This is a genomic window from Pseudomonas sp. S3_A03, assembly GCF_054668275.1.
Genome location: NZ_CP162753.1, coordinates 438,166 through 463,643 on the forward strand (window position 1 = coordinate 438,166; position 25,478 = coordinate 463,643).

17 protein-coding genes and 6 pseudogenes are annotated in these 25,478 nt (G+C 61.9%); 1 reads left to right on the top strand and 22 read right to left on the bottom strand.

The window, feature by feature from the left end; translation table 11 throughout:
- Position 1: 1 nt before the first annotated feature.
- The 15 genes and pseudogenes from ddpC to oxdA all read right to left on the bottom strand — a co-directional run.
- Positions 2–853, bottom strand: a pseudogene (ddpC, locus tag AB4O25_RS02045) (D,D-dipeptide ABC transporter permease); the annotation flags it as partial.
- A gap of 47 nt (positions 854–900) precedes the next feature.
- Entirely contained in the window at positions 901–1,917 is a 1,017-nt protein-coding gene (locus AB4O25_RS02050; RefSeq protein ID WP_017528313.1) for an ABC transporter permease, read from the bottom strand.
- 105 nt (positions 1,918–2,022) lie between these two features.
- A pseudogene (locus AB4O25_RS02055) lies at positions 2,023–3,577 on the bottom strand (ABC transporter substrate-binding protein).
- Between the two features lie 144 nt (positions 3,578–3,721).
- Entirely contained in the window at positions 3,722–4,288 is a 567-nt protein-coding gene (gene ddpX / locus AB4O25_RS02060; RefSeq protein WP_460150390.1) for a D-alanyl-D-alanine dipeptidase, read from the bottom strand.
- Between the two features lie 44 nt (positions 4,289–4,332).
- A complete protein-coding gene (locus AB4O25_RS02065) occupies positions 4,333–5,184 on the bottom strand; it encodes a MurR/RpiR family transcriptional regulator (protein WP_460150392.1) in 852 nt (283 codons plus the stop codon).
- A 456-nt stretch (positions 5,185–5,640) separates the two neighbouring features.
- On the bottom strand, positions 5,641–6,204 hold the full coding sequence (locus AB4O25_RS02070; protein ID WP_017528317.1) for a TetR/AcrR family transcriptional regulator: 564 nt from the start codon (positions 6,202–6,204) through the stop codon (positions 5,641–5,643).
- Positions 6,201–7,841 carry an AMP-binding protein gene (locus tag AB4O25_RS02075; RefSeq protein WP_460150393.1) on the bottom strand — a complete coding sequence of 547 codons (1,641 nt, stop codon included), beginning with the start codon at positions 7,839–7,841 and terminating at the stop codon, positions 6,201–6,203. Before AB4O25_RS02075 ends, AB4O25_RS02070 begins: the two co-directional genes overlap by 4 nt.
- Before the next feature lie 91 nt (positions 7,842–7,932).
- Positions 7,933–8,203, bottom strand: a pseudogene (locus AB4O25_RS02080) (methyl-accepting chemotaxis protein); the annotation flags it as partial.
- Between the two features lie 48 nt (positions 8,204–8,251).
- Positions 8,252–9,202: pseudogene (locus AB4O25_RS02085) on the bottom strand (PAS domain-containing protein); the annotation flags it as partial.
- Between the two features lie 18 nt (positions 9,203–9,220).
- Complete coding sequence (locus tag AB4O25_RS02090) at positions 9,221–10,477, bottom strand: CobW family GTP-binding protein (protein ID WP_116079615.1); 1,257 nt, start codon at positions 10,475–10,477, stop codon at positions 9,221–9,223.
- On the bottom strand, positions 10,474–11,130 hold the full coding sequence (nthB, locus tag AB4O25_RS02095) for a nitrile hydratase subunit beta (protein ID WP_003173242.1): 657 nt from the start codon (positions 11,128–11,130) through the stop codon (positions 10,474–10,476). The genes AB4O25_RS02090 and nthB overlap by 4 nt, the downstream gene beginning before the upstream one ends.
- Positions 11,131–11,170: 40 nt before the next feature.
- Positions 11,171–11,762 (bottom strand): annotated as a pseudogene (nthA, locus tag AB4O25_RS02100) (nitrile hydratase subunit alpha).
- A 75-nt stretch (positions 11,763–11,837) separates the two neighbouring features.
- Positions 11,838–13,352, bottom strand: a complete 1,515-nt coding sequence (locus AB4O25_RS02105) for an amidase (RefSeq protein ID WP_017528322.1) — start codon at positions 13,350–13,352, stop codon at positions 11,838–11,840.
- 151 nt (positions 13,353–13,503) lie between these two features.
- On the bottom strand, positions 13,504–14,370 hold the full coding sequence (locus AB4O25_RS02110; protein WP_017528323.1) for a transporter: 867 nt from the start codon (positions 14,368–14,370) through the stop codon (positions 13,504–13,506).
- Positions 14,371–14,449: 79 nt separating this feature from the next.
- Positions 14,450–15,508, bottom strand: coding sequence for an aliphatic aldoxime dehydratase (gene oxdA, locus AB4O25_RS02115; protein ID WP_460150395.1), 1,059 nt, complete (start codon positions 15,506–15,508; stop codon positions 14,450–14,452).
- Positions 15,509–16,013: 505 nt separating this feature from the next.
- Between oxdA and AB4O25_RS02120 the strand changes: the two are divergent.
- Positions 16,014–16,950 (top strand): annotated as a pseudogene (locus tag AB4O25_RS02120) (AraC-like ligand-binding domain-containing protein).
- Between the two features lie 109 nt (positions 16,951–17,059).
- Here the strand turns inward: AB4O25_RS02120 and AB4O25_RS02125 are convergent.
- The 7 genes from AB4O25_RS02125 to AB4O25_RS02155 all read right to left on the bottom strand — a co-directional run bounded on the left by AB4O25_RS02125 (position 17,060) and on the right by AB4O25_RS02155 (position 25,291).
- On the bottom strand, positions 17,060–18,472 hold the full coding sequence (locus AB4O25_RS02125) for an aldehyde dehydrogenase family protein (RefSeq protein WP_065877832.1): 1,413 nt from the start codon (positions 18,470–18,472) through the stop codon (positions 17,060–17,062).
- Entirely contained in the window at positions 18,469–19,527 is a 1,059-nt protein-coding gene (locus AB4O25_RS02130) for a homoserine dehydrogenase (protein WP_017528327.1), read from the bottom strand. The genes AB4O25_RS02125 and AB4O25_RS02130 overlap by 4 nt, the downstream gene beginning before the upstream one ends.
- Positions 19,528–19,702: 175 nt before the next feature.
- Entirely contained in the window at positions 19,703–20,140 is a 438-nt protein-coding gene (locus AB4O25_RS02135; RefSeq protein WP_017528328.1) for an Lrp/AsnC family transcriptional regulator, read from the bottom strand.
- Between the two features lie 22 nt (positions 20,141–20,162).
- Positions 20,163–21,542 (bottom strand): threonine synthase, encoded by a 1,380-nt coding sequence (thrC, locus tag AB4O25_RS02140; RefSeq protein WP_065877834.1) that lies wholly within the window; start codon positions 21,540–21,542, stop codon positions 20,163–20,165.
- Positions 21,543–21,559: 17 nt separating this feature from the next.
- A complete protein-coding gene (locus AB4O25_RS02145; RefSeq protein WP_460060471.1) occupies positions 21,560–22,402 on the bottom strand; it encodes a LysR substrate-binding domain-containing protein in 843 nt (280 codons plus the stop codon).
- 103 nt (positions 22,403–22,505) lie between these two features.
- Positions 22,506–23,936 (bottom strand): amino acid permease, encoded by a 1,431-nt coding sequence (locus AB4O25_RS02150; RefSeq protein WP_017528331.1) that lies wholly within the window; start codon positions 23,934–23,936, stop codon positions 22,506–22,508.
- Between the two features lie 116 nt (positions 23,937–24,052).
- Entirely contained in the window at positions 24,053–25,291 is a 1,239-nt protein-coding gene (locus AB4O25_RS02155; protein ID WP_017528332.1) for a cystathionine gamma-synthase family protein, read from the bottom strand.
- Positions 25,292–25,478: the final 187 nt, after the last annotated feature.

The following is a 25,478-nucleotide window of genomic DNA, read 5'->3' on the forward strand; positions in this document are numbered from 1 at the left end:
TTTCCCCCTGCTGGCGTGGGTCGAGCAGGTCGCGTACGCCGTCGCCCAATAAGTTGAACCCTGTCGCGGTGATCAAGATCGCGACCCCTGGAAAGGTGGAGTACCACCACTGATCAAGAATGTAGTTGCGTCCGGTGGCGACCATGGCGCCCCATTCGGCGGTCGGTTGTTGCGCGCCCAGGCCGATGAACCCCAAGGCGGAAGCCATCAGGATCGCGCTGCCGATATCCAGGCTCAGTTGCACCAGCAGGGGCGGCATGGCGTTGCGGGCGACATGCCAGCTCACCATGTGCCAGCGCCCCGCGCCGAAGGTCTCGGCGGCTTTCACGTAGCCCATCTGCCGAATGCTCAGGGCCTGGCCGCGCGCCAGGCGCACATAGAACGGAACCCGCACCAGGGTAATCGCCAGCATCGCATTGAACAGGCTGGGGCCCAACGCGGCGGCCAGCGCCATGATCAGCACCAGCGACGGCACCGACAGCATGATGTCCATCACACGCATCACCAGGCTGTCGAAGCGCCCGCCAATGATCCCGGACATGCAACCGAGCAAGCCACCGGCCAGGCACGACGTGAAGGCCACGAACAGGCCGACGCCCACCGATTGCCGGCTGCCGTACAGCACCCGGCTGAACAGGTCACGCCCGACTTCATCGGTGCCGAACCAATGCTGCGCCGAAGGCGCCGCCAGCCGCTGCGCCAGGTTCAATGCGTTGGGGTCATGGGGCGCGAGCCACGGTGCGAACAGCATCACCAGCAGCACCGCGAGGGTGATCAGCAGCCCGGCCATGGTCAGCGGGCTGCGCCTTAGCTGGTGGGCCAAGTACGCGAGCTTGTCCTGCCAGCGGTTCATTTTCGGCAGCGGTTTGACGGCAGGTGCAACCAGGGAATCAGACATTGTCAGTTAACCTCGCCAATGCGCGGGTCGATCACGCGATACAACAGATCGATGGTCATGTTGAGCAGTACGTAGATGAACGACACCAGGATGGCGAAGCCCATGACGGCCGGGAAATCCAGCGATTGGATTGACTTGACGACGTAGGCGCCCATCCCCGGCCAGGCGAACACCGTTTCGGTCAGCACCGCGCCATACAGCAGGTCGCCGAGGGTCAAGCCCAGCACCGTGATGGAAGGAATCAGTGCATTGGGCAGCGCATGGCGAAGGATCACGGTCCACTTCGACAACCCGTAGGCGCGTGCCGTGCGTATGTAGTCTTCGCCGAGCTGATCCAGCATCGCCGAGCGGATCTGCCGCGCGATAACCCCCAGGTTGACGAACCCCAGGGTGACGGCGGGCAGGATCAGGTGTTTGAGTGCGTTGCAAAACAGCGCCATGTCGCCGGCAATCAGTGAATCGATCAGGTAGAAGCCGGTAAACGTCGGCGGTGGGGTCAAGCCTTCATCGAGTCGCCCGCTGCCGGGCAGCCAGTTCAGATGACCGTAGAAGACGACGATCAGCCCCAGGCCCAGCCAGAAGGCGGGGGTGGAGATGCCGGTTACCGCCAGGGTCCTGGCGATCTGGTCGATAAGGCGATTGTGGTAGACCGCCGACAACACACCGAGCGGCACGCCCACCAGGATCGACAATGTCAGCGCGGCGAAGGCCAGCTCCAGGGTGGCCGGGAAAAACGCCTGCAAGTCTTCGAGCACCGGGCGGCTGGTTCGAATCGAGGTGCCCAGGTCGCCATGAAACAGGTCAAGCATGTAACGCCCGTATTGCTGGTACAGCGGCAGGTCCAGGCCCAATTGATGCCGAATATTCTCGACAATCGCATCCGTGGCGCGGTCACCCGCGATCAGGCGCGCCGGATCGCCGGGGATAAGATGGGAAATCGAAAAGGTGATCAGCGAAACCCCGAACACCACCAGAAGGAGGCCGCCGAGACGTTTTCGCACTGTATTCAGGAAGGCCATAGGGCACCTCGGTCACTCTATAAAGGGGGCAGGGCCAGGCTGCTCGCGGGCATGGCGTGGCAGCGGGCTCGCGTGAGCCGCGAGGCCGCTGCCGCCCGCCGTGGCTTACTTGGTGATCGTGCCGATGTTGAAGACTTGCTCAAGCATCGGGTTGAACACATACCCCTTGACCTTGTCGCTCATCGGCAAGGTGTAGGCCTTCTGGTAGAGATAGGCGTAGACGCTGTCATTGAGCACGATCTTCTGCGCCTGCTGATACAGCTCGACACGCGTGGCCATGTCGTTGGTGGTGGCCGATTCACGAATCAGTTTGTCGACCGCCGGGTTGTCGTACAGGGAACGGTTGCCCGCCAGCCCCTTGAGCTTGGAGTCGAAAAAGAAATTCATGAACATGTAGGGGTCGGCAAAATCCGGGCTCCATGAGCCGATGGCGACGTCGAAATCCCCCGTGCCCAAGCGTTCACGCATGCTGGCGTTGGCCAGTTTTTCCATCTTCAGGTTGACGCCGATCGATTGCAGGCCGGCTTGCAAGGTCAAGCCGATGGGTTCCCAGTTCGGGTCTTTGTCGGAATACATGAAGGTCAGGTTACTGACTTTGGCGAGACCCTGGCCAGGTCCGCCTTGGCTTTGCTCAGGTCCTGCTTGAGCGCCGGCAGCTTTTCGTCATACGCCCACATGCCCTGTGGAATCGGGCCGTTCAATGGTTTTGCCTTGCCGCCCAGGATGCCTTGGATAATCCCGTTGTAGTCGACCGACTCAATGATTGCGCGGCGGGCATCCGGGTTGTTCAGCGGCGCTTTCTGCGTGTTCAGGTAGAGCATCGTCACCCGCAGCGAGGGTAATCACCGATCACAATCCCGGGTTTTTTCGCCAGGGCCTGGAGCTGGTCCTCCGGCATGTCTTCGATGATGTCCAGGTCGCCATGTTCCAGTTGCAGGCGGCGTACCGAGGCCTCGCCGATGATCTTGACGACGACCTTGTTCAGGGTCGGCTTGGGGCCGGCGTAGTAGCTGTTCTGTTCCATGGTCAGGGCCTGGCCTTTCTGCCAGTTGATCAGTTTGAACGCCCCGGAGCCGGCGGTATGCGTCGACAGATAGGTCTCGGCACCTTCAGGCTTCTTGGCCACGGCGGGGTTCACGATAGCGGCGCCGTTGTGCGCCAGCGTCGACAGAAACGGTGCATAGGGCGCTTTGAGGGTAAAGCGCACCGTCATTGGGTCGACCGTGCTGACGTCCATATCTTCAGGGAACGCTCCCGAAGGCCCTTGTTTGAGTTTCATCACGCGATCAAAGGAAAACTTGACCGCCTCGGCATTCACCTCGGAGCCGTCATCGAACTTGTTGCCGGGCTTGAGCTTGAATTCCCAGGTGAGGTTATCCGGTGAGGTCGACCAACTGGCGGCAAGTTCGCCTTGCACTTCGGTGCTGCCTTTGCCGTTTTCGACCTTGTACGTCACCAGGCGCTGATAAGCCGGGTAGGTAATGGCCCAGTCGTTGTTATCGATGGTCACCGCCGGGTCGAGCGTTTGAGGATCGGACGGTTTACCGATCATCAAGGTGTCCTGGGGTACGGCAGCACTGGCCGCCTGAAATGAGCCGAGGCCCATTGCGCTGAAGAAAACAGCCATCGCCAGATGACGAGGTTCAACGATTGATTTCATGCCGGTTCCTTTATCGTTCGATGTATGGAATTTTTCAGGTTTTTATTGGTGCTTTACCGGGCAGTAAACGGGCTGCGTCAGGGCATCCCAGTGTTGCTGTTGTTCTACGCCGGGATTTATAGAGGCCCCGGTCGGGTGTCACGGTCATTGGATCAAGGGGGCGGGCGCGACTGACGGGTCGTCAATCAGTGGGTACTGCTGTGCATCAGGTAATTCGTAATGCCACCACTCGCTGTCTATGTAGGTGAATCCGGACGCGAGCATGATCCCTAGCAGGATCAAGCGGTTCTGTTGCACCTGGGGAGGAAGATCAACATAGAACTGGTGCGACTTTTCGCGCATGTCGTCAAACCCGGTGCCCATATCCAATGCCTTGCCATTGGCATCGATCAGCGTGAGATCGACGGCCACGCCGCGACTGTGATGCGAGCCCAGGGCGGGGTCGCGAACGTATTCGGCATTGGGCAGCGCGGCCCACAACAGGTATTGAGCGTACGGCGGCCGGTAGGCGTCGAGAATGCGCAGGCTCAAACCCGCCTGGTGGGCCAGTTGGCAGGCCTTGCGCAGGCAGGCGTGAGCGTCGGGGTGTAACAGGCGGCGCGGGTCCTGATAGATCTGTTTGCCGGCCAGGTTATCGGCCCTGGCGTACACCAGGTCGACCTCGATTTTCAACGCCTGGGCATCCACTTCGATGAGGGGGTTGTTATTCACTTCAAGGCTCCAGCACAGACGTTGAATGGGGCATCGCCACGTGATCAATCAAATTGACCGAACAGTTGTTGCAACTCGCGGTTCCTTGCCAGACGTTCATCCAGGCTGTCGCCCAGTTGCTCGGCCACTGCGGAAACGATCAGGTTGAGCAGGCAGGAAAGCGGCGCCAGCGAGTCCCAGAATTGCCCCACGTCCGAATCCAGTTGAAGCAGGTCATGCGGGTAATCCCGTGCCCAGGGGCACTGAAAATCGGTAATGAAGGCCAGCGGCAGGTGCTGTTGGTGGGCGACATCGCAGAAGGTCCGCGCCACGGCTGAATACATACGAAAATCCGCAATCACTGCGTAGGGGTTTTCGAATTGAGAATTCAACGACTCCGCATAGGTGCCCGACAGGCCATCCACGTAATAGACCTTGGGCCTGATGTACTCCAGGTGGCTGAAGAAGGCATTCAGAATGCCACGCGTCGACTGGATGCCGACGATAAACACCGCATCGGCGGTGCACAGCCGGTCGACGATCCGCGCGAACGTGGCCCCACGCGCCAGCGCATACACGCGCTGGATGGCTTCGACTTCACGCTTCATTGACCGCTCAAGCGTATCGCCATGGACCTTTTCCTCACGAAACGCCCCCAGCCTGTCGGTGATGACCCAGGCGCTGTCGTCATCGTCACGCAGGCTTTTTTTCACATCGTCAATGTTGCGATAACCCAGCGAGCGCAAGAATCGGCCGACCGATATGCCGGTGGTATCCGTCTGCTGCGCAATGCTGTCCGCGGTCTCGAACGGCAGTTTCTGCGGGTTGGCCAGCAGGTAGCCGGCAATCCGTTTACCGGTCGGCGTGAGGTCGGCGAACCGGCTGTCCAGCATGTCCAGGAAACCTGTTTTGTCCATGAGAAGCCCGCAGCGGTATCAAAAAAGTCTGGCCAGAATGTTATCGAAGGATCATTTATGGCGTTTGTGTTATCAACATAACACGGCGAAATTTCGCTGTCCCCAGGTTTTTTCAACGATTTTATCGGGCGGTTTCAACGTGCCTCATGGCAGTGCGTGGGCATGGCGGATGGGCCTGCGAGGTGCAAAAGAAACTGGATATCGAACGAAGCACGGGGGCGCGATGGCGTTTCGTTGTCGTGAGGTTGCTCACGTGACGGCCGGACAGCGGGTAGACATCTACTTGATGCGCCGCGACCTAAATGTGGGGTGTCAGTTAGGTCGTCGTTTGTCCCCGAGCCGTCACGGGGGGAGCAAGCTCCCCTCATTCCAGGTTCAGGCCCACCCCAACGTCGTGTAGACACCCAGGCCCGAATGGACCCGCTTGCCGGCGTGGCGTTGCGCGCAATACCCGGCTCAAGGCAGCGACTTGATGGCCTGCACGAGCGCGTTGACGAGGGTCCTGGTAATGACGCGGCGCTGAGTGCGCTCCATCAACGGGTTCAACCAGGCGGGCAGGCTGTTGAGCATGGGCAGGATGACCGTGAGCGCACCCTCGCGCAAAGGGCCGCCAGGTCCTTGGCCGAGCTGTTCGACCAAACTCAGTATTTCTGCCTCATAGGCCTCTCTCGCTCGCCGGACACTGTCTTGCATCGACGCGCTCAGGCAGCCGGCGTCCATGACGGCCAGCTTGAAGTGCGCGTGCATGTGTTCGTGCAATTGAAGATGGCACTCGATCAGTTTTGTCAGGCGTTGCGCGGGCGTCAGTCGGCGTTTCCTGATCTGCTCAACGTGCGACAGCAACGCCTGGTACAGCTCCATCAACCACTGAAACAGCAGCGCTTCCTTGCTCTCGACATGGTGATAAATCGCGCCCGGGCTGATGCCCACGTGAGCCGCCAGTTCGCGCATGCTGACCTGGCTGAAGCTGCGGGCCTGGAACAACTCCAGCGCTCGGTGCTGGAATTCCTCCTGTGTCATGCGTCGAGCGCCTGTTGTTTGGCGATTTCCTGGTTGCGCAGAATGAACCGCTGCAGCTTGCCACTAGGCGTCTTGGGCAACTGTTCGACGAACTCGATTTCCCGTGGGTAAGCATGGGCGGCCAGGCGCTCCCGCACGTGCAGGCGCAGGGTTTCCGCCAACTCGGCGCCTGGCGGGTACTGGGTATTGAGTACGACAAACGCTTTGATCAGCTCGGTGCGTTGCGGGTCGGGCTTGCCGATCACGGCGGCTTCGACCACCGCCGGGTGTTCGATCAGCGCGCTTTCGACATCGAAAGGCCCGACGCGGTAGCCGGACGTGGTGATCACGTCGTCGTTACGGCCGACGAAGCTGATACTGCCGTCGTCATTGAACTCCACGATGTCGCCACTCAAGTAATAACGGTCGACGAAGGCCTTGGTGGGCATCTCGAAGTAGCCGTTGAACCAGCACAATGGCGAGTGCTCGCGATCCACCGCCAGCACGCCTGGCCGGCCCTTCGGCAATTCACGGGCGGCCTCGTCCAGCACGACAATCCGGTACCCGGGTACCGCATAACCGGCCGAGCCCTCACGTATCGGGTGGCGCAGGCCGTGATGATTGCACAGCACCATGCCGATTTCAGTCTGGCCATAATGGTCGTGGATAACCACGCCGAGCTGTTCGGCGAACCAACGGATGACTTGCGGGTTGAGCGGCTCGCCGGCGCTGCTGACCGCGCGCAAGTGGCCACGCACGGCGCTGGCGAACTCGGCCCCTGCCGCGATCAACAAGCGGTAGGCGGTGGGCGAACCCGCCAGGTTGCTGATCGCGTACTTGGCGATGATCTGGCAGGTGCTGTCCACCGTGAACGGGCCGTCATAGAACAGCGTGGCATGGCCGCACGCCAAAGGGCCGGTCACCGCGTAATACAGGCCATAGGCCCAACCGGGGTCGGCCAGGTTCCAGAAGCGATCGTCCTCACGCAGGTCAATCGCATCACGCATATAACCCTTGAAGGCCAGAATGGCCCTCAGCGGTACTTCCAGCGGCTTGGCCGGCCCCGTGGTGCCCGACGTGCACATCAGCAAAAAGGGCGCGTCGGCGTCCAGCATCTCGGGGGCGCACTCAGCCGGCTGGCGCTCCAGCATGCTCCAGAAATCGTAATCGCTTGAGAGCCTTGCATGGCCGCCGGTGACGAGGATGCGGGGGCAGTCGGGAATGTCGTCCAGCTTGGGACGGTTGTGCGCATCGGTCACGATCCAGCGTGCCCCGGAGCAGCCCAGGCGCTGCTCGATCGCCTTGGGCCCGAAGGCGGTAAACAGGGGCTGGTACACCGCGCCGATGCGCCAGGTGCCCAAAATGGCGATCAACAGTTCAACCGTGCGGGGCATCAGGCCCGCCACACGGTCGCCCGGCTTGACCCCTTGCTCGCGCAAGAAATTGCCGAAGCGCGCCGCGTACGCCTGCAACTCGCTGAAGGTGTAGCGCGTGGCGCGGCCATCGCGCGTTTCGCAGTACAACGCCACGGCATTGCCGTGGGCGTGCCGGTCGCAGCATTCGATGCAGGCGTTCAAGGCATTCAGTTTGCCGTGCAAGTCCTGGGCAGCCAGTTGCAGATAGTCGAAGGAGGTCACTGCTGAGTCGTAATCGCGCATAACGTACCTGATTGTTATTGTTGGAATGTGTTGTGTGCCCGCGTCGAGCGAAGGCGTGTCGATCCGGCTAGTTGTCCATCATCTCGGCCGCTTGCCGGGTCGCCTGGCTGGTTCGGGTGGCAAGCTTGCGAACCTCATCGGCGACCACCGCAAACCCGCGCCCGGCGTCGCCTCGCCCGCGCCGCCTCGATGGCGGCGTTCAACGCCAACAGGTTGGTCTGGCTGGCAATGCCCTGGATGGTGGCGACGATTTGCGTCAACTTGCTGAGGGTTTCCTGCATCACCCGATGTTGCTGTGCCTGCGCCTCGCGCATCGCGCTTTCTTCATGGTGGGCATGGATATCGGTAATGGCGCCTACCACCCTCTGCGGCGAACCGTCCGCGGCGCGGCGCGTTTGCCCACGGCCGCGGAACCAGCGGTAACTGCCATTTTTGTGTTTAAGGCGATAGTCCACGTCGAACGGCGTCTTGCCGCTGCGGTCGTCGACGTGCGCGACAAACGCTGCAATCGCCCGTGCGCTATCGTCGGGATGCAGGCGCGAGGTCCAGCTTTCCAGGGTGTTGGGGAACTCCTCGACCGTGTTGCAGCCCAGCAGCCGGCGCATTTGCGAAGACCACCAAATCGTATTTTTCGGGTTCGCCGGGTCGCCGGCCACGACTTCAATGTCCCAGAGCCCGTCGTGGAGCATTTCCCGGGCGATGTCGAAACGAGTGGCCGCCAGTTCGAGCGTCTCGTTGTGCAGGTGTTGCTCGTGGACATCACGCAGGGTCCCACCGATGGCCACAGGCAAGCCTTGCGCATCGCGCCGCGAAACACCGCTGATGCTGCACCAGCGATAGTCACCGCCGCTTGCGGACCTCATCCGCGCCCTCAACGCAAAGGGCGTGCGCCCACTGCGGTCGGCCAGGTGCCGGCCGAGCGCCTCCAGGTGCGCTTGCCGGTCAGCCGGGTGCAGCTGTTCGCTCCAGCGCGCCAACTGATCGATACCCTGGGTCTGTATCGACGTAGACCCTGTCCACTCCAGCGCACACTCCGGCGCAGGTGCAGCGCTGTCATCCAGGCCCAGCTCCCAGAACAGTTCATCCGCCCCGCGGGTGATCAATGCCCAGCGCGCTTGCAACTGCCGCAACTGGCTGTCGCTACGGGTCAGGCGTTCGTCCAGTTGCGTCACCTCCAGCGTCAACGCGCGGGTCTGCTCGTTGAGGCTGCGCCGCTCTTGCAGCAACCGCTCGACGCCGGCCAGGATGCGGCGCAACAGCGGGTGGTTCGACGACAGCGGCGTGTTCGCCTGATCAGGCTGGTCCAGCCTGTCGGCGAGCGGTGCCAGTACCCAGCGGGTGGTTCGGCTGAAAAAAAGCATGGAGCACCTCTACCTCGGTCAAGTGGGATCTGCCGGCAAGGACGGCGTCGGCGCCGACAAGGCCCGGCTGTCAAAGGCCGCCGCCCCCGGCAGGGCTTGCCAGGCCGACGGGCCGGCGGCGATTTCCTCGGCGCTCAGCAGGCAGGCGTCGAGTTCGTGTTGCAATGCGTGGGTATCCAGGTCCTGGCCGATGAAGACCAACTCTTGCCGACAGTCGCCGACAACGCTGTCCCATTTGTCCATCAGACTCTGCAACCGATAGGCATCACGCGGCCATTGCGACGGCTCGATGAAATTCCACCAGCGCCCGACATAGTCCCACTGGAACTGCCTGCCGCTTTGCGCCAGCAGGCCGGTTTCCAGGTGCCGGCTGGCGAGCCAGAAATAACCTTTGCTGCGCAACAGCCGTCCGTTGTTCCAGGGGCGATTGAGAAAGTCGAGCAAGCGCTGAGGGTGAAAAGGCGCGCGTTCGCGGTAGACCCAGGAGGTCACGCCATAGGTGTGCGTCTCGGAGGCTGCTGCGTCGCTCGCTTCCATCTGCCTCATCCAGCCCGGCGCCGCCGCAAGGCTGGGTAAATCAAACAGGTGGGTACCGAGGATGCCGGATAACTCGGTATTGCCGTGCGCCATGGGCACGATCCGCGCGCTGGGGTTAAGGCCGGCGAGGATCGCATGCACGGCCTGGTAACCTGCTTCGTCGAGCAGGTCGAGCTTGTTGACCAGAATGACGTTGGCGTATTCCACCTGTTCGATCAGCAGATCCGCCAGAGGGCGCATCGGCGTATGCGCCTGTGCGTCGTCGCGGGCAACCGTGTGTGGTGATTCGAGCAACGCCTGAAAGCGGCTGCCATCGACCACCGTCACCAAGGTATCGAGCCGCGCCAGTTCGCTGAGGCTGAAGCCTTCTGCGTCGAGGAAGGCGAACGTTTCCGCGACCGGCATCGGTTCAGAGATACCGGTGGACTCAATGAGCAGGTAATCGAAACGCTGCTGGCGTGCCAGGGCACTGATCTGCTCCAGCAGATCGGCGCGTAGTGTGCAGCAGATACAACCGTTGCTCATCTCGATCAACTCATCGCGACCACGGTGCAGCGACACGTCGCGCTGCACCTCGGCGGCGTCGATGTTGACGTCGCTCATGTCATTGACGATGACCGCCACGCGCAGGCCTTCACGGTTGCGCAGGATATGGTTGAGCAGGGTGGTCTTGCCGGCGCCGAGGAAGCCGGAAAGCACCGTCACCGGCAGTCGGCCTGTCAGGGCGCCGTCCATCATGCGCTCACCGGGCGGTCGGCGTGGTCCAGATAGCTTTCGAACAGGTCGACCACCACGAACCCCTCATCGGCCGCATCGCCCCACAGGTCTTTCACGCGAAACTCGACATGGTAGGTCGGCTGATGCGCCGCGCTCGTATCGCCATGGCCAATCGCGTCCGGGAACGGCCACGTCTGTGAGGTGCGGTGCAGCACCACACCGTGCTTGCCGCGCACGTAGGCCGGCATGCGCACATGCCCGGCCACGTACTCGTCTCGCACCACCACCCGGTCGCCCACCTCGAAGGGCGCGCGGCCGGTGATCGCCGGGCGCCCGTTGGCGTGTGCGGGGTTTGCCAGCTTGAAGTGCGAGCCCAAGGCCTGATCAAGCTCGGCCTGGGTGATCACGCCGGTTTCAACCAGCAAGGTGGCGGTGGCGATGACATAGCGTTCGTAGTACTGGGTGCCGACATGCTGGCGAACGTCCAGGCGTTCGACGGCATGACGCACTTCGTCCACGCTGAACTTCTTCAAGTGATCGGCACCGATGAACATCAAGCTGTAGGCCAGGTGTTCCCAGTCCTGCTTGAATACCGGTTGGTAGCTCAGGCTGTTGATGGTGTGGGGGACTTTGCCAAAGCCTTGGAAACCGCCGAGATCGTGAAAGCCATCCATAATGAAAACTCCGGGAATTGAACGGTGATGCGTGGTTTGTTCAGCCAACGCGGGGCAGGGCGACACCAATCAGCACGTCTTTGGTCACCAGGTTCTGCAGCTGCTCTTGCGTCATGTGCTCGGAGCCTTCCAGGCCTGACCGGCAGCACCAGGTAACGGGTTTCGGCGCTGGTGTCCCAGACCTTGACCACCACGTCACCCGGCAGCTGCGTCCCCAGTTCGCGCAGCACGGTGCGGCCTTCCCGGACCAGGCGCGCACGGAACTCAAAGCCCTTGTACCACTCAGGCGGCAGGCCCAGGACAGGCCAGTTGGTGCACGAGCACAGGCTGCAGACAATCACGTTCTTGACCCCGGGCGTGTCCTCCAGCGCGACGATGTACTCGCCCTGCGGGCCGGTGTAGCCGAACTGGGCGCACGCGGCGGTGCCGTCCTTGAGCAACAGTGCACGAAACTGCGGGTCGACCCAGGCCTTGGCGACCACGCGGGCGCCATTTTGCGGGCTCCATTCGTGCGCCATCAGTTGCGTCATGTGTTCGATGTAGCCCTCGGGGATCAGGTCCTTTTGCTTGAGCACCTGCAATAGCGCCTGTGCGCGTTCGCCGGGCGTAGAGGGGGTGTGTTGGCTGGTCATCAGTGGATTCCTCATCGTTGAACTTCGAAGCAGCGCCTGGCGGCTTTATTTTTTGCGCTGCATGGGACGAACCGGTCAGGCGTTTTTCCAGTCGACAGCCGCTTCGAACGCGGCGGCAGCCTGGTAAATCGTGCCTTCGGCATAGTGCTTGCCCACCAGCATGAGCCCGACCGGTAACCCCTCCACCAGGCCACAGGGAATCGACATGGCCGGATGGCCGGTGATGTCCTGGGCAGAGGCGTTGCCGATCATTTCCAGAGCGCGCGCCACGTAATCGGTGATCGAGCAACCCGGCTCCGGGTGGGGCTGGGCAATGATCGGCACGGTCGGCATCACCAGCAGGTCATAGCGTGCCAAGGCCGCGTCATAACCGGCCCGTGCCAGCCGCCTGAGGTTTTGCGCCTTGGCGTAGTAACGCCCGTTGTAGCGCTCGACCCCGTATTGGCCGACGAACATGCACAGCTTCAGGGACGCGGACAGGTCATCCGCCTGTTCGCGCCATCCGGCTTGTTTGTCCAGTAACGCAAGGTCGTACAGCCCTTTCCAGTTAAAACCGGCGCCATTGCCGTGCATCATCTGCATGGTCAGACCTTCACAGCCGATCGGGTGCCACAGGGCGCCGGCAATCGCATGTTCGGCAACCGACACGTCCTCCACCTGCGCGCCCAACCGCTCAAACTGGGCAATGGCATTGCGCACCGAGGCGGCGACGCGCGGGTCCTGGTTGGCCAGTTCAAAGCCTTCGCGCAAAACGCCGATCCTGAGCCCTTTCACACCACGGTCCAGGTAAGCGCTGTACGTGTCGACCTGCGGCGCGGCCTGGCGCGGGTCGAGGCCGTCGGCGCCGGCCATGACCTCCAGCATCAACGCGTTGTCGCGCACGGTGGCAGTGATGGGGCCGGCATGGTCGATGGTTGCTTCAATGGCCATGATGCCGGTGTAGGGCACCAGGCCGTGGGTCGGTTTCATCCCGTAGGTGCCGCAGAATGCGGAAGGAATCCGGATGGAGCCGCCTTGATCTCCGCCCACCGCCAGGTCGACCTCGCCCGCGGCAACCAGCGCCGCGCTGCCGGAGGACGAGCCACCCGAGGCAAAACCGTGACGGTAGGGGTTATGCACCGGCGCCGGGTCGGAGGTGTGACTGCCGCCGGACAGGCAGTAATGCTCGCAGGTGGCTTTGCCGAGGATGGTTGCGCCCGCATCCAGCAGGCGGGTGACAACGGTGGCATCGAACGCGGGCACAAAGCCCTCCAGCGGCTTGGCGCCGTTCATCATCGGAACGCCGGCCAGCGAGATATTGTCCTTGAGCGCAACCGTCTTGCCCGCCAGCTTGCCTTCGCGGGCACCGTTGACTTCGGTGCGGTAATACCAGGCGTTGAGCGGGTTGTGCGCCGCCGAGGGGCGATAGCCCGCAGTGCGTTCATACCGCGTCGGCGGGACGAAGTCGGGCAGTGCGTCAATCAGGTCATAGGCGTCGAAACTCGCCTGCATAAGGGTCAGGTATTCACTGGCTTGCTCGGGGCTGAGCCGCATATGCAGGCGGCTCGTCATGTCCAGTAGCTGCTCAAGGGTGGGGCGAACGATTGCCATGGAGGGCAGTCCTTATCGTAAGTGGCCTGGCGCTCAAGATAATCCGCGCCTGCGGGCAGAGGCTTGGTTGAAACGGACAGCGACTTGGCTGGGCCGGACACCCCCCGGCGCTGAGCGCGAGGGGCGGTCGGCCGCTGTCTTCGGGAGCGCCTTAAAACACGCGCGCGTAGCGCAGGTTCATCCGGAAGTCCTCCCTGGCCCCGTTGTCCACCGACAGGTCCTTGCCCAATTGCAGCTGGATCTGGTCCTGGGGCGTGACGAACTTGGTGGCCGTCAGGCGCACGTTGGTGGTTCCCAGTTCGTTATCTTGGTTGACGTGCTCGATGTTGGTCTCACCGCCCCAGGTCCGTCCGAAGCCGATCCCGAACGCGGTGGTGGCATCGGGCATATAGCGCCCCATCACCTGTGCTGCGTAGGACACGTCCTGCTTTAGCCGGTCGGCATTGGCGCCGTAGTCGGTGTTATCGCCATACCAGGTCGCGCCGCCCACCACGTCCATCGCCCAGTGTTCCGTGAAGTGCTTGACGTAGGCGCTCTGCAGTTCGAATTTCCAGCGGTTCTCACCGATGTTGAGCGCGTCATCTTTGTCGTAGGTGCCCGTGGGCACATATACATAGGGGGCGATACTGAGGGTGTCGCGAGCAGCGTTGAACCGCCACTTCAGCGGCGCCGTCAGGATCAAGTCGCCAATCCCGCGCGTACTGCCCAGGGCCGAGGCGTCACCGTCGCTGGAGACGTGCCCAAAGGGCAGCAGGAACTGTGGGTCGATAGTGACGGTGTCGCTCAACGCATACACATGCAGCAGACGCAGGATGCCGACGTCAGAATTCAACCTGAAATCCGAGCTTGCCTTATGGCCGTTGGCGTAGGCCGAGTCGGTGGTGGCGTGCTGGTAATAGATCGCACCGATGGTCGCGCCCACGGGGTATTGCTCATAGTCGCCAGGGGCGACCTCAACGGCCTGAGCCTGGAGCATCGGCAATACCGTGGTAAGTGTCAGCAAGCGGATCTTGTTCATGGTGTGTTCCTCGCAGGGGATGCCGTGCCACCCGGTAAGGTGGCAAGCCAGCGAAAATGGGCGTTCAGCGTGCGAATGCTCAGGCGGTTGCCGCTCGTGCGTCCCGCAGCATCCCGGTGTGCGGATGGCAGTTGATGTATTCGAAAAGCTGACTCTTGGCGTCCGACACCGACACTTCGTGGTACAGCCGTAGCTTTTTCAAACCGGCGGCCACACGGAAGAACGTCACGAAAATGCGCAAGTGGGTAGGGTGCGACTCGGCCCAGCGTTCGAGTTTCTCCACCGAACGCCAGTGGCCGATGTTGTAGCTGACATCGAGAAAGTTGCCGTCCAGGTCGATATTGCGCACGAACCGGTTGCTGTAGCAGCCCAGGGGTTGGCCGTTGTCACGCAGGAAGTCCATGCCGTCCTGCAGGGTCGGCAGGATTTCGTCGAGGTACAGCGAACGTTCGTCCGCCTCGGCATCCGCCCAGTCCTGGCCTGAACGAATCAGCGTTAGGTTGTCATGCCCCATGACCACGACACGCCCACCCTTGGCCGGGTCACCCGCGATCACTTGCAGTTCGGTCGTGGGCTTCATCCAGTCTGTCTGGGAGATGGGGAAGCGGTCGCGCATCGAGCCCCAGTAACCGTGTTCCTCGATTTCGCCACTGGTCGTGTCCATGACCGCGCCGACACCGGGCAGGTTGTCCTGGAAGGCGTACAGCGTCTCGAATTGCTCGGCACGCGGCGCGCTGATTTCACGGAAATAACCCAGGCCGTCGCTGAGGCGGTCCTGCGAAGCCCACCAGTCGTTCACCGGCGCCGAGCGCAGCCAGCGGCAGTGGGCGCCGGGGTCTTTCCAGTAGCCCACGACAATCAGATTGTCGAAGCCGCTGCTGTCGGTGTGGTGGGTCAGATCATGGGTCTGCGGGCCATCGGCCAGGTTGAAACTGCCGACGATGTGACGCATGGCTTGCAGTGCGGCCTCGCGCTGGGCCTCGCCGCGATATTGCACGCCGAGGTAAGCCATCACCACCTGTTCCAGCTGTTCGTCAGCGCGGGCGACCCACATCGGGAAGGGCGGTTGATACTCGTCGGGCACCCGGCGGGACAGGGTGCGCGGGCATTTGAGATGGGTGTCGATTGCAGATTCCATGGTGAGCTCCTCGTTATTTTCGTTCAGGCCTACGGGTGGGCGTCAGCGCTGCGGCGGTAGCCGCTCGATGCAGCAACTTCATGGCCCCCCATTCGATCAACCAACAAGCCGACTCTTCAGGTACCAGGTCGCGCACCTGTAGAAGCCAGGAGGCATCAGACAGGCGTTGTGCGTAGGGTCGATGCATGGCGTGCCTCATCAGCGGGGGTATGAGCTGCTGTGAGGAGGAAATTAGGCGGGACGGCGAGGGGCCGCTTGGTTCGTCAAGACAACCGTTTGGTTGGAAAAGACACGCTGGAACTGCCGGCCCGCCGATGATCGGCGTTGGTGCACGGCGACCTTTAAGTGAGCAGGGCGAAGGCAACCTTTGCCGCCCCGGCGCGCGGATAACCAGGTTGGGCGCCTGGGGCCGATGAAAATGTGCTTGGCCTATTAATTGCTAACAGTGACAGGTCAGTTACACCTTCTCGCGCTGTTACGACATCGCTGTACCGAGGTCCGTGCCATGAACCCAAGCACCCAGTATTCGACCCTTGCCGTTCCTGCACCACGTCGCTTTGATTACTGGAAAGAAGTGGTCTGTCGCCATTGCCTGGCGGCCGATAGCAAACCCTTGTCCCAGAGCAGTTTCGATGGCGCGCTGGCGGTCAATACCGTCGGCGATCTGGACCTGTGTTCACTGTCCTCGCCACTGCATTATTGGGAGCGCTCCGAGCGGCACCTGCGCAGCGGTCCGGCGGAGGATCTGTGGTTGGGTTTCGCTCGAAATGGCCATGGTCAAATTGAACAAGGCTCAAGAAAAAGCCAACCTGGCCGCGGGCAATTTGTTTCTTTATGACGCAACCCAGGCGTTTCGATTCAGCTTCGGTGGTACCGAAAACCACTTGGTGCGGATTCCGCGAGCCTTGCTCACCGAGCGTCTGCCGCGCATTGCGGAGTACACCGCAATGGTCCTCGATGACCGCCGCCCTGGCGTCATTCCCTTGCGTGAAATGCTGCGTCAGGCTGCGAATACGCCGGCGTCGCTGCAGGATGAGCACATCGCCAAGCGTTATTCGACGGCCTTGCTTGACCTGCTGGTGCTCAGCCTGGAACTCCAGGACCTGAACACCACCCACCAGGAACTGGACCTGTATGGGCGCATCATGAAGTACATCCAACGGCATCTGACCGAGCCGGACCTGTCGATCGAAATCATCGCCCAGGCGCACAATGTGTCCACCCGTACCGTCACGCGCGCCTTTGCCCGGTACCAGAAAACCCCTGTGGCGGAAATCTGGAAAGAGCGCCTGAACGCCAGCCGTGAAGCGATTGAACGCGGTCAGGTGCGCAGTGTGTCCCAGGCGGCGCTGGACTTCGGGTTTTCTGACTTCTCTCATTTCAGCCATGCGTTTCGCAAAGCCTTTGGGGTGGCGCCGAATACGCTTTTGCGCCGCGATTGAGGTGCTGATCGGCTTTCGCCTTTGACTGCGCAAGCGGCTTGATCAGCGGAAAAACGCATTGGGCGGTTGGCTGGACCGGCCCAATGCACAACTACCTGATTTGCATCGCTCAACCCAGCATGTTCAAACACACCACCTTGGGTTGCGTCATTTCCTCATAGGCGAAGCGCACCCCCTCACGGCCCAGGCTGCCGTATTTGGAACCGCCAAACGGCATCGCATCGAAGCGATAGTCGGAGGAATCATTGATCATCACGCCGCCGGCTTCGATCCGGCGCGCAGCGGTCATCGCCGTGGCCAGATCGCGGGTGAAGATCCCGGCGTGCAGGCTGTAGTCGGGTTCGTTGGCCAGTGCGATGGCTTCCTCGAACGATTCAAACGGCTGCAACACCACCACCGGCGCGAAGACCTCGTTGCGCCAGAGGCGGCTGGCGTGATCGACGTTTTCCAGCACCGTGGCGGCGTAGCAGGCGCCCTGGCGCCGATGCCCGCAAAGCAACGTGGCGCCCTGGGCCAGTGCGTCGGCCACCACGCGCTCGGCATTCTGTGCCGCTTGTTGGGTGATCATCGGGCCGATATCGGTGGTGGCAAGCAGGGGGTTCCCGACCGTCAATGCCTCGGTCTGGCTGACGAATCGTGCCCGGAACGCCGCATAGATCGACGCATGCACCAATAGCCGCTGGGTGCCGATGCAGTTTTGCCCCGCCGCCCAGAACGCGCCCGATACGCAACTCGCCACGGTGGCCTCAAGGTCGCAGTCCGCCATGACGATCACCGGGGCGTTGCCGCCCAGGTCCATCGCCAGTTTCTTCAAGCCCGCGGTGCGGGAAATCTGCTCGCCGGTGGCAAAGCCGCCGGTAAACGAAATCATGCGAACTTCCCGCGCCGCCACCAGGGCCTTGCCCAGCTCGGCACCGCCGGTGGCAACCGTGACCACCGATTCGGGCAGCCCGGCCTCGACCAGGTACGCCACCAGTTTTATCGCCGACAACGGCGCCAGTTCGGACGGTTTGAGAATCACCGCGTTGCCACCAGCGATGGCCGGCCCGAGTTTATGGGCCACCAGGTTTAATGGGTCGTTGTAGGGCGTGATCGCGACAATCAACCCCAGGGGTTCACGGGTGAACCAGCCCTGACGCGACTCCGAGCCTTCGTACGCATCGAATGGAATCACTTCTCCGGCATTGCGCTTGGCTTCTTCGGCAGACAACTTGAGGGTGTTGATACACCGCTTGACCTCCTTTTCGGCCTGCTTGAGGGTCTTGCCGGCTTCGTCGACGATCAGCCGGGCGAACGCCCGGGCGTCGCGTTCAACGTGCAAGGCGGTCTGTTCGAGGATCTGCGCCCTGCGGTAACGCGGCAACGCAGCGCAAGCGCGAACGCCGTGGCGAGCCTGTTCCAACAGGTGCGCAACCTGCGACGCACACACGTCCGCGACGGCACCGACCGGCGTACCGTCAAAAGGGTTGAAGACCTGGATCTGCGGTGCCACGACAGTGCGGGCCAGATTCGAGACGTTCATGGGCATGTTTTCCGGTGCTGTGTGGCGCATTGATGGAGGCTGATGATGTCCGACAGCAGCGCGAACGCGGTTTCCGTGCGCCCGGCGCCAGGCCCCGAAACCGTCACCGTGCCGATCAGGTCGGTGGTGAACGACACCGCATTGGTGGCGCCGCCGATGCTGGCCAACGGATGATCGTTGCTCAACAGGCGCGGCTCGACGCTGGCGCTGACCGAGCCGTCGGCATTGCGTGTGGCGGCGCCGATCAGTTTCCAGCGGGCATTGTTCTGGCGAGCCTGCTCGATGTCGCCGAGGGTGAGGGCGCTGATACCGTTGCAGCGCACATCGTTGACATTGATTTTTGCATCGAGCAGTTCGTTGGCCAGGATCACCACCTTGAGGCGTACGTCATGGCCTTCGACATCCGCCGTCGGGTCGGCTTCGGCATACCCCAACGTCTGCGCCTGTTTGACCGCCTCGCTGAAACCCAGGCCGCTCTCCATGCGGGTGAGCACGAAGTTGGAGGTGCCGTTGAGAATGCCCTCGAAACCGCTGATGGTACTGCCGGCCAGCAACTGCCTGGCCAGGCGGATGACCGGCGTGCCACTCATCACCGACCCTTCGTATTCAAAGCCCACCTGGTTGCGCTGGGCCAGAGCCTTCAACGCGGCACCGTGCAGGGCAATCGGCCCTTTGTTGGTGGTGACCACATGTTTGCCGTTTTCCAGCGCCCAACGACAGAACGAAGTTGCCGGCTCACCATCCACCGGGTTGGTGAACGTGGCTTCGGCAATCATGTCGGCGCCGCAGTCTTTGATCACGGCTTCATTGCTTGCCGTCGCGTCGCCGCCCGGCAATTGCGCCAACGCGCCTTCGACCACGGGCAACGCGGCCAATGCGGCGGCATCCAGCCCTTGTCGGTTGATCACCGAGCCTTGGAACAAGTCGGTAACGCCGACGATTGTCAGGCTGAAACCCAACTCGGTTTTCCAGCGCTCATTACGCTCGGCAATCAGTTGCGCCAAGGCCCGGTTGACACCGCCGAAGCCGACCAGCGCCAGTTTGTATTCAGTCATTTTTTTATTGCCCCTGATCTGGGTGAGGAGTGGTTGTGCTCTAGGTTAAGGGCGCTACCAGGGCAGTGAAATATGCCGATTTGCTCTATTTTATGGGCGTTTTGACCAAGGAGCGGCGAATACGCCGGGCATAAAAAAAGCCAACGCAGGTTGGCTTTTTTATCGCAGCGACGGCTCAGACCACAGACGATAAGACGAAGGACGTCACGGTGTTTTCCACGCCCGCCAGCGCCGAGATCTGGGTCCACACCTGGTGCACCCGCTGCGGGCTCGTTGCGCCGACGCGCAGCATCAGGTCGAACTCACCGCTCATCACGTCGCACTGGATGACTTCGGGTATTGCGCGCAGTGCCTGCAATACATCCTCGCCGCGCATACGGTCATAGCGATAGACGAAGATCACCGCATTGATCTGCGCGGCGGCTTGTCGCCCGTCGCCGGTGAGCACCGTATAGCCCAGGATGGCGCCGTCACGTTCCAAACGTTCGATACGCTGGCGCACAGCGTTGCGCGACAGGTTGACCTTGGCCGCCAGCTCCGCGTGGGCGGCCCGGGCGTTGAGCCTAAGCTCGGCGATGATGCGTTCATCGAGAGGGTCCAGAATGCGCTTCATTGAGCCTCCAGTGACAGCGCCCTCACAGCGCGTCGAGCTGTTGAAGGAGCAGGGCGATATTGTCGGGCCTGATCCGCTGATGCGCCGGGCCGTTGTGCTGCGCGCTGCGGCACGCCGGGCGCGGCACACTGATCCCCAGTTCGTCGAGCAGCGCCGCCGATTTGACCGGCGAGATTTCCCCCAGCGTGACCATGGGCGCCACCAGGCTGCGCCGGTACAGGCGGGCGGCAATCACGCCGGTGGCGGTGTGGGGGTCGACAATGTAGCCGGTGTCACGGTGCAGCGCGATTATTTCGTTCAGGGTTTCCTCATCGCTGACCGCATAGGAGTCAATGATCACTCGCGCCCGCAGCCAGCAGTCATTGGCGATGGTCATTTCGCCGCTGGACTCCAGCCCGTCCATCAACGCGCGCACCGCGTCAGCGTCGTGTTCGTATACCTCCCAGAGAAAACGCTCCAGGTTGGAGAAGGTCGAGAGGTCCATGGCCGGTGACAAGGTCTTGTTGGCGCGCAGCCTGGAATAATGGTTCTTCAAAAACAACTGATGCAGGGCGTCGTTGGTATTGGTGGCGACGATCAGTTGAGTGATGGGCAAGCCCATCTTCTGGGCGATATAGCCGGCATAGACTTCAGCGAAACTCGCCGCCGGCACGCTGAAGCCGATCGGCCGCTGGCCGCCGCCCAGTTGCAGGACCGCGTGGAAATACACCACCAGTTGTGCCAGCACGTTGACCCAGTTGCTGGAGTTGAAGCTGATCGCCGCGTACGGCGCGCACGGCCACTGTTTGAACAACCCGCTCACAATGCCCTGGCACTCATCGAAGCTACCGTCGACAGCGAACAGATGCACATTGGGCTGCGCCACCGCCAACAGCGCCTGCAACTGATGCGGGGGCACGCCGCGCTCGGGATAGAGCGCCACCACGTGGGCCTCGGCACTGTGTTTGAACGCTTCGATGGCGGCCAGGCCGGTGTCGCCATTGGTGGCGCCGAGCAGCACTGCGCGTCGACCCCGCTGCTGCAGAAAATGCTGCACCAACTGCGCCTGCAGTTGCGCGGCAAAATCCTTCGAGGAACAGGTAGGGCCGTGGAACAGCTCCAGCACCCATTCATTGCGGTCGACCTGATGCAACGGCGCTACGGCACGGTGCTGGAACCGACTGCTGGCTGCGTTGAGCAGGCGCTTGAGGTCTGTTTCAGCAATCGCCGCCCCCACAAACGGTCGGATGATCCGATACGCCAGTTCGGCGTAGGGCAGGGTTGACCAGTTAGCGATGTCCTGGGGCGCGAACAACGGCAGCGCCAAAGGGACGAATAACCCGCCGTCATCGGCGATGCCGGATAATACAACCTGTTCGAAGTCGGCCTGCACGGCCGTGTTTCGGGTACTCACGTAGCGCATGGTTTGGCTCCGGCCACTTATTTATAACGGTGTGCCTGCTCGACCAGCCAGGTGGAAAACATCACGGCGTCGGGATGCTCGTCGGCGCCGGAACCGCGTACCAGGTAAAACGATTCGCTGGCTTCGATGCGCTGGTCGAAGGGTTCAACCAGGCGCCCGTCGTGGAGCATTTCGTCGACCATTGAAGAGCGGGCCAATGCAATGCCTTGCCCTAATTCCGCCATACGCAATGTCGAGATCAGCGTATCGAACTGCAGGCCGCGCGATGAGTCGACCGCGTCGGCGCCGACCATCTTCAGCCAGTAGCCCCAACCCTCTTCGTACCCCAGCACATGCAATAGCGTGTGCTGGGCCACGTCGCTTGCCGCCTTGAGGGGCGAGCGCGTCATCAGGGCCGGCGAGCAGACCGGAAACAGGGTATCCCAGGTCAGGCGCTGGGACACCAGGCCGGGCCATTGGCCATGGCCCCAGCGAATCTCCATATCGTCTTCGCCATCGAGTTCCTTGACCCAGATATTACTGATGTAGCGGATATCGACGTGCGGGTGCAACTGACGGAAGTCCACCAGCTTGGGCGCCAACCAGTGCACGAAAAACGCCAGGCTGCCGCGCACCTTGATGGGGCGGCGTTTGTGCTGGCCAAAAATCTCGCTGGTACCCACCGCCAATCGCGTGATCGCATCCTGCACCACCGGCAGATAAGCCTGGCCTTCTTCGGTCAGGCCCAGCCCGCGAGGCAGGCGTTTGAACAGCGCCACCCCCAGATGGCTTTCCAGTTGGCGGATCTGTTGGCTGACCGCGCCCTGGGTCAAGCACAGTTCGTCGGCGGCGTGGGTGAAGTTCAAGCAGCGGGCGGACACCTCGAAGGCCCGCAGCCAGTTCAAGGGGGGAGCGGCTTTTGCTTCATGGTCTGGACCTCATTGACGCTGCACTGAGCACGCTGACCCACGGCGTCGAACGAGCCTAGAACGCATCGGACGGTTGCACTGTGGAGGCGAGCGACAAGCGTCGCTCGCGGCTGTTGCGGGTAATGTAATACACGAAGTAGCACCAGGCGATGAAGGGCACGCCAAAGTACAGCGCGACCCGCTGTTCCGGGTCAAAAGCGATCCCCACACAGGCCAGGCTGCAGCAGGCCAGCGCGCCCAGCGGCACCCACGGGTAACCCCGGACGCGGAACTTCAGCGCGCGCACATCGCCGCCGTTGGCCACATAGTGCCGGCGAAAGGCAATTTGGCTGGCGGCGATGCTCATCCACACCACCACCACCGCCAGCCCGGAAATCGATACCAGTGCCAGGTAAACGGTGTCGGCGGCGAACACACTGCTGAGCAGGGACGCGCCGCCGCCGATCATGCTCAGGATAATGGCATTCAACGGCGTGCCCATGCGGGTCAGCTGCGAGAATTGCTTGGGCAGGTGACCCTGGTCGCTCAAGGTCCAGAGCATCCGTGAGGCGGCGTAAAGCCCGGAGTTGGCCGCCGACAACAGCGCGGTAATGATCACAAAGTTCATGATGTCGGCCGAGTAGGGGATACCGATGTAGGTGAACACCGTTACGAAGGGGCTTTCCACCAAACCGGCCTGTTCGCGTGGCAGCAGGGTGGCCAGCACAAAGATGGTGCCGACAAAAAAGACCGCCAGGCGCAGCACGGTGGTGCGAATGGCTCGCGGCACATTGCGTTGAGGGTCTTTGGTTTCGCCGGCGGCGATGCCGATCAACTCGGTGCCCGAGAAGGCGAACGAGACCGCCAGCAAGGTCATCGCGATCGACATGAAACCGGTGGGGAACAAGCCTTCGCGAGTAAAGTTAGCCAAGCCGATGCTGTGCGCCTGGTCGATATTCAGCAGCCCGAGAATGGCCCCGCCGCCGATGGCCAGGAACACCACCACCGTCACCACTTTGATGAGCGACAACCAGAATTCGGTCTCGGCAAACAGACGGACCGAGACCACGTTGGTAAGGAACACCGTGCCGGCGAACAGCGCACTCCAGATCCATACGGGCGTGTCCGGAAACCAGCGTGTCATCAAGATACCGGCAGCGGTGAACTCCGAACCAATGGCCACGGTCCATGTCAGCCAGTACAGCCAGGCCACGGTGTAGCCGGTGCCGGGGCCGAGAAAGCGCGTGGCGTAAGTGCTGAACGAGCCGGTTTCAGGCATCTGCACCGCCAGCTCACCCAGGCACATCATGACCATGTAGACCATCAGTGCGCCGATGATGTAGGCGATGACCGCCCCTAAGGGGCCGGCCTGGTTGACGGTATAGCCGGACGTCAGGAACAGCCCGGTGCCGATCACGCCGCCCAGGGCCAGCATGACAATGTGGCGGGTCTGCATTTCCTGTTTGAAACCGGCGCGCGCGTTGAGTTTTTGTTCTTTTATGGACATGGTTGTTCTCATGAAAGTTGTTAGGGCAGGTCGGAACCTCGCCACTTGGTTTTATTATTATTCCTCTTCATGAAACGCCCCACAGACGGCCCTGTCGTGGGGTTTGAGACTTGCGTTCAGGCAGGCTGGTGGCTTGTTTCCTCGCGCAGGCAGCGCACAAACGCGAACGCCTGTTTCAGGTCGTCGAGCAAGTCGTCGGTGTCCTCGATCCCCACCGAAACACGCACCAGCCCTTCGGAAATACCCAGCGCCAGGCGTTCTTCAAGCGTGTTTTCCACGTGGCTGGTGGTGCGGGCCGGGCCGTAGATGGTTTCGACCGCACCGAGGTTGCCGGCGCAGTGAGCAAATCGCAGGCGCGGCAGCAGCACCTTGACCGTGTCCATGCCGCCAATCAGCACAAAACTGACGATGGCGCCAAAACCGCCCATTTGCGCGCAGGCCACTGCGTGGTTCGGGTGGCTGGGCAAGCCGGGGTAATTGACGGACGCGACCAAGGGTTCAGTGCACAGAAACTCCGCCAGGGCATGGGCGCTGCGTTGTTGTTGGCGCATGCGCAGCACCAGGGTTTTCATGCCGCGGATGATCATGTAGGCCGAGAACGGGTCGAGCGTCGCGCCATTGATTTCGCGGTAATGCCGAACCTTGCTCATCAGCGCTTGAGCGCCGCAGACCAGGCCGCCCAAGACGTCGCCGTGGCCACTGAGGAATTTGGTCGCGCTGTGGATGACCACATCCACCCCCAGCGCCAGCGGGTTCTGATTCAGCGGTGTGGCGAACGTGTTGTCGGCCACCACCAGGGCGCCGACGCGCTTGGCCGCTGCCACCAGGCGCTGGATATCGAGGATTTTGAGGGTCGGGTTGGTCGGCGTTTCCAGGTACAGCACCTGACAGCCTCGGGCGATTTCGCGTTCGATGGCCTCGTGGTCGAACGTTTCGCACAAGGTGACCTCCACGCCCATGCGCGGCAGGAATTCTTCGAAAATCTTGTTGGTGCCGCCATAACTGTCCTTGGTGGACACCACGCGATCGCCGTGGGCCAGGAAGGTGTAAAGCACGCTGCTGATGGCCGCCATGCCGCTGCTGAACGCGACGGCGGACTCGGCCATTTCCAGCTCGCTGATTTTGGCTTCGAGGGTTTCGACCGTCGGGTTGCTCATTCGGCTATAGATGAAGCCTGGAGCCTTGCCCAGCGCCACGTCATACCAGACGTCGATATCGTCGTAACCGTAAGCCGCGCTGACCACGATGGGGGTTTGGGTGGCGTTGTAGGGGTGCCTGACTTGCTCTCCACCCCAGACCGCTCGGGTCCCGGCGCCCGCATTATCAAGCCCTGCGCTGTCAGGTTTTTTGTTCATTGAGACTACTCGCACTGAAGAGGCGTGAACGTTGGTTCGTTCACTGGATAGTGCGGCTCAATATAGGGACTGGCTGTGCGCCCGAGAAACGATGTTATCGGTGCCAAAGGGCAGCTTTTTTTAATGGGTAATACGGCTTGCCACCGGTTTTGCGTTGCCCGCCGCAACCACTTGTCAGGCCCTGAGC